This is a genomic window from Gordonia sp. (in: high G+C Gram-positive bacteria) (assembly GCF_049299075.1).
In the GTDB taxonomy this organism is placed as follows: domain Bacteria; phylum Actinomycetota; class Actinomycetes; order Mycobacteriales; family Mycobacteriaceae; genus Gordonia.
In genome coordinates, this window is sequence record NZ_JBAQWU010000512.1 from 1 (window position 1) to 3,415 (window position 3,415).

At 64.8% G+C, this 3,415-nt stretch carries 3 protein-coding genes and 1 pseudogene; all 4 read right to left on the bottom strand.

Translation table 11 applies throughout. The features are described 5' to 3' along the window. Positions 1-288, bottom strand: a pseudogene (locus WAW85_RS16200) (ABC transporter substrate-binding protein); the annotation flags it as partial. Then, a complete protein-coding gene (secF, locus tag WAW85_RS16205) occupies positions 285-1,352 on the bottom strand; it encodes a protein translocase subunit SecF (RefSeq protein ID WP_422560617.1) in 1,068 nt (355 codons plus the stop codon). The pseudogene WAW85_RS16200 and the gene secF, both read right to left, overlap by 4 nt. 32 nt (positions 1,353-1,384) lie before the next feature. After that, complete coding sequence (gene secD / locus WAW85_RS16210) at positions 1,385-2,992, bottom strand: protein translocase subunit SecD (RefSeq protein ID WP_422560615.1); 1,608 nt, start codon at positions 2,990-2,992, stop codon at positions 1,385-1,387. A gap of 11 nt (positions 2,993-3,003) precedes the next feature. After that, complete coding sequence (yajC, locus tag WAW85_RS16215; protein WP_422560616.1) at positions 3,004-3,396, bottom strand: preprotein translocase subunit YajC; 393 nt, start codon at positions 3,394-3,396, stop codon at positions 3,004-3,006. Between the last annotated feature and the right edge of the window lie 19 nt (positions 3,397-3,415).

Genomic DNA, 3,415 nt, shown 5'->3' on the forward strand with positions numbered 1-3,415 from the left:
GGTCAGCGCGGAGCCGTCCTGGACGGTCACCGTGCCGATATCGCGATCGGCGACGACCTGACCGTCCGGACCGAGATAGCTGAAGCCGGGCAGGACCCGCGCCAGCGCCATGATGGCGCCGGACGAATAACCGTCCACGGTGTTGACGTTGTAGTTGGTGACGGCGGCGTCGACCAGGTAGTCGATCTGATCGCGCTCACTGGCGCCGCATGCGGCAAGCCCCATCGCGATGGTTGCCGCCAGCCCGGCAGCGGCACCGCGGGCCATCAACCGGCGACCCGCGGTCATCCCCGCGCTACCTCGATCTTGGCGCGCCGCGCGAGAACCTTCTTGGTGTGCTCGGCGATATCGGCACGTCGTTCCTTCATCGACACCAGCAATGGTGAGGCCAAGAAGATCGACGAGAACGTACCGACGATGACGCCGACCAACTGGACCAGAGCCAGATCCTTGAGGGTGCCCACACCGAGCAACCAGACGGCGACCACCATCAGCGCGATGATCGGCAGCACCGAGATCACCGTGGTGTTGATCGAGCGCATGAAGGTCTGATTGACGGCCAAGTTGGTCTGTTCGGCGTAGGTTCGCCGACGACTGGCGAGCACACCGCGGGTGTTCTCCTCGACCTTGTCGAACACGACGACTGTGTCATAGACGGAGAAGCCAAGGATCGTCAGCAATCCGATCACCATGGCCGGCGTGACCTCGAAACCCACCAGGGAGTAGACGCCCGCAGTGACCACGAGGTCGAAGAATAGCGATGCCATCGACGCTATCGACATCTCCCGGTCGAACCGGATCATGATGTAGATGAACACCACGACAAGGAAGACGACCAGGGCGATCAACATCTTCTTGGTGATCTCCGCGCCCCAGGTGCTGCTCACATCGGAGCTGCTGACGTCAGCGATCGTGATGGTCGGCGAGAATTCGGCCGCGAGCGCCTCCGACACGGTGTTCGTCTGCGCCGCATCCAGGTGCGTCAATCGCACCTGGATGGTGGAGGCATCGCCGGTACCGGCCGTCTGCACCATATCGGGCGCGAAGCCCAGGGCGCCTTCGACGACCTGTTCGACCGCGCTCGTGGTCAGCGGGGCCTTATTCGGCAACGCCAGCTGGGTGCCACCCTCGAAGTCGATACCGAACGTGAAACCGCGGAAGACCATCGACAGGATGCAGATCAGCAGGATGAGGCCGGAGACCAGATACCACCGGCGGCGATGGCCGATGACATCGAAGGCGCCGGTGCCGCTGTACAGGCGCGAAAAGAAGCCGCGCTTGGCGTCGGCGACATAGTCGGCGTCCTGCCATTCGGTGGTCGACGCACCGTCATCGGCGGATGCGGAGTCCATCACCTCGGGAACGACCGGTGGCTGAGCGTTGGTCACTTGATCGACTCCTTTGCCGAACGACTGCTGCGTGCGGCGGCCTGGCGCCGAGCGCGGGCCACGTCACTGACGGCGCCGAGCCCATTGATACTGGGCCGCGACAGGAACTCCGACCGCGAGGCCAGGACTACCAGCGGATGGGTCACCAGGAACACGACCAACACGTCGAGAATCGTGGTGAGACCCAAGGTGAAGGCGAAGCCGCGCACCTCGCCGACGGCCAGCGCGTAAATCACCACCGAGGCGATGAAGCTGACGGCGTTACCGGTCCAGATGGTGCGGCGTGCCGAAGCCCAGCCGCGCGGCACCGCGGACTTGAAGCTGCGACCCTCACGCATCTCGTCCTTGATACGTTCGAAGTACACGACGAACGAGTCGGCCGTCATACCGATACCGATGATCAGACCGGCCATACCGGCTAGGTCGAGGGTGAACCCGATCCACCGGCCAAGTAGCACCATGACGCCGTAGACCATCACCCCGGCCAGCACCAGCGACCCCGCTGCCAAAAAGCCCAGCATCCGGTAGTAGGCCAGCGAGTAGATGAGCACCGCGATCAGACCGATGACACCGGCGATCAGGGCGGCGCGCAGCGCCTGCCAGCCGAGCGTCGCCGACACCGTTTCGGCCTCGGACGCGCTGAACGACAGCGGCAGCGAACCGTACTTCAGGGCATTCGCTAGTTCTTGCGCGGACTGCTGAGTGAAGTCGCCACTGATCTCGGTAGTGCCGGTGATCGTCGCCTGGATCGCTGGCGCACTGAGCACCCGGGTGTCCAGCGTGACGGCGGTCTGACGCTGATAGTTTTTGGCTGTGTACTCCGGCCACACCTTCCGGGCGTCGCCTTGGTAATCGACCGACACCACCCACGCGCCGGCCTGGTTCTGGCCGGCTTCGGCCTTGGCCACGTCACGACCGTCGATGATCATCGGCTCGAGGAGGTACACGAACTGGCCGTCCTCGGAGCACGCGACCAGGTACTGCTTCGGGTCGTCGTGACCGATCAGCGGATCGGAGTAGTCCGGGGAGCAGTTCATCAGGGGCATATGCTCACGGAGTTGCTGCAGACGTGCCTGGTCGGCATCGGCGGGCGCCTGACGCAGCTTGCGCTGCTCATCAACCGCCGCCGACTGCTGTTCGGCGGTCATCTCCGACGCTTTGGGCCCGCTCGGTCCGGTCTGCGGCCGCGCTTGTTCCGTCCCACCCATCGGCACAACCGGACGGATAAACAGCCGCGCGGTCTGACCGAGCGCACGCGCCTGCTTACCGTCGTCGCCGGGCACTGTGATGATGATGTTGTTTCCGTTGACGACCACTTCCGAGCCGCCGACGCCGAGGCCGTTGACGCGCTTTTCGATGATCTGCCGCGCCAAATCCAACTGATCGCGCTGGGGCGCCCGGCCGTCATCGGTACGGGCAGTCAGCACCACCCGGGTACCGCCCTGCAAGTCGATGCCGAGCTTGGGTTCCGGCTTGCCGCCGCCGGTGAAGAAGACCAGGGCGTAGATCACGCCGAGGAGCACCAGAAAGGCCGTCAAAGGCTGCCACGGCGGAGTGCCGCGACGCGCGGCGGTCCGGCGCGGTCGTGGGGAGGGATTGCTCACGGGCGGAAAGCCTACTTGTCCTTCGAATCGGTGTCCGGTCGCGCCTCCGGCGCGTCGCCGATCAACTTGTCGTCGATTCCGGTGTCGTTGGTGGGCACGTCGTCGGTCACGGTCTCGATGGCGGGCGCCTCGGCTGCGGCCGGGGCGTCGTCGGCGACGACTTCGCGGATCGCCAGACGGTTCCATGTGGTGACGACACCCGGTGCGATCTCGACGTCGACGTTCTCGCCGCCGTCATCACTGAAGATGGTGCCGTGCAGACCGCAGGTGAGTTGCACACGGGCGCCCGGAACGGCCTGCGCCCGGACGTCGTTCATGGCCTTGGTGCGCTTCTTCTGGTTGCGGAAGCTAATGAACAGCATCGCCACGGCGAAGGCGAGCATGAGGGGGATGAAGAGATCCATGCCCTACATAGTGCCAGGC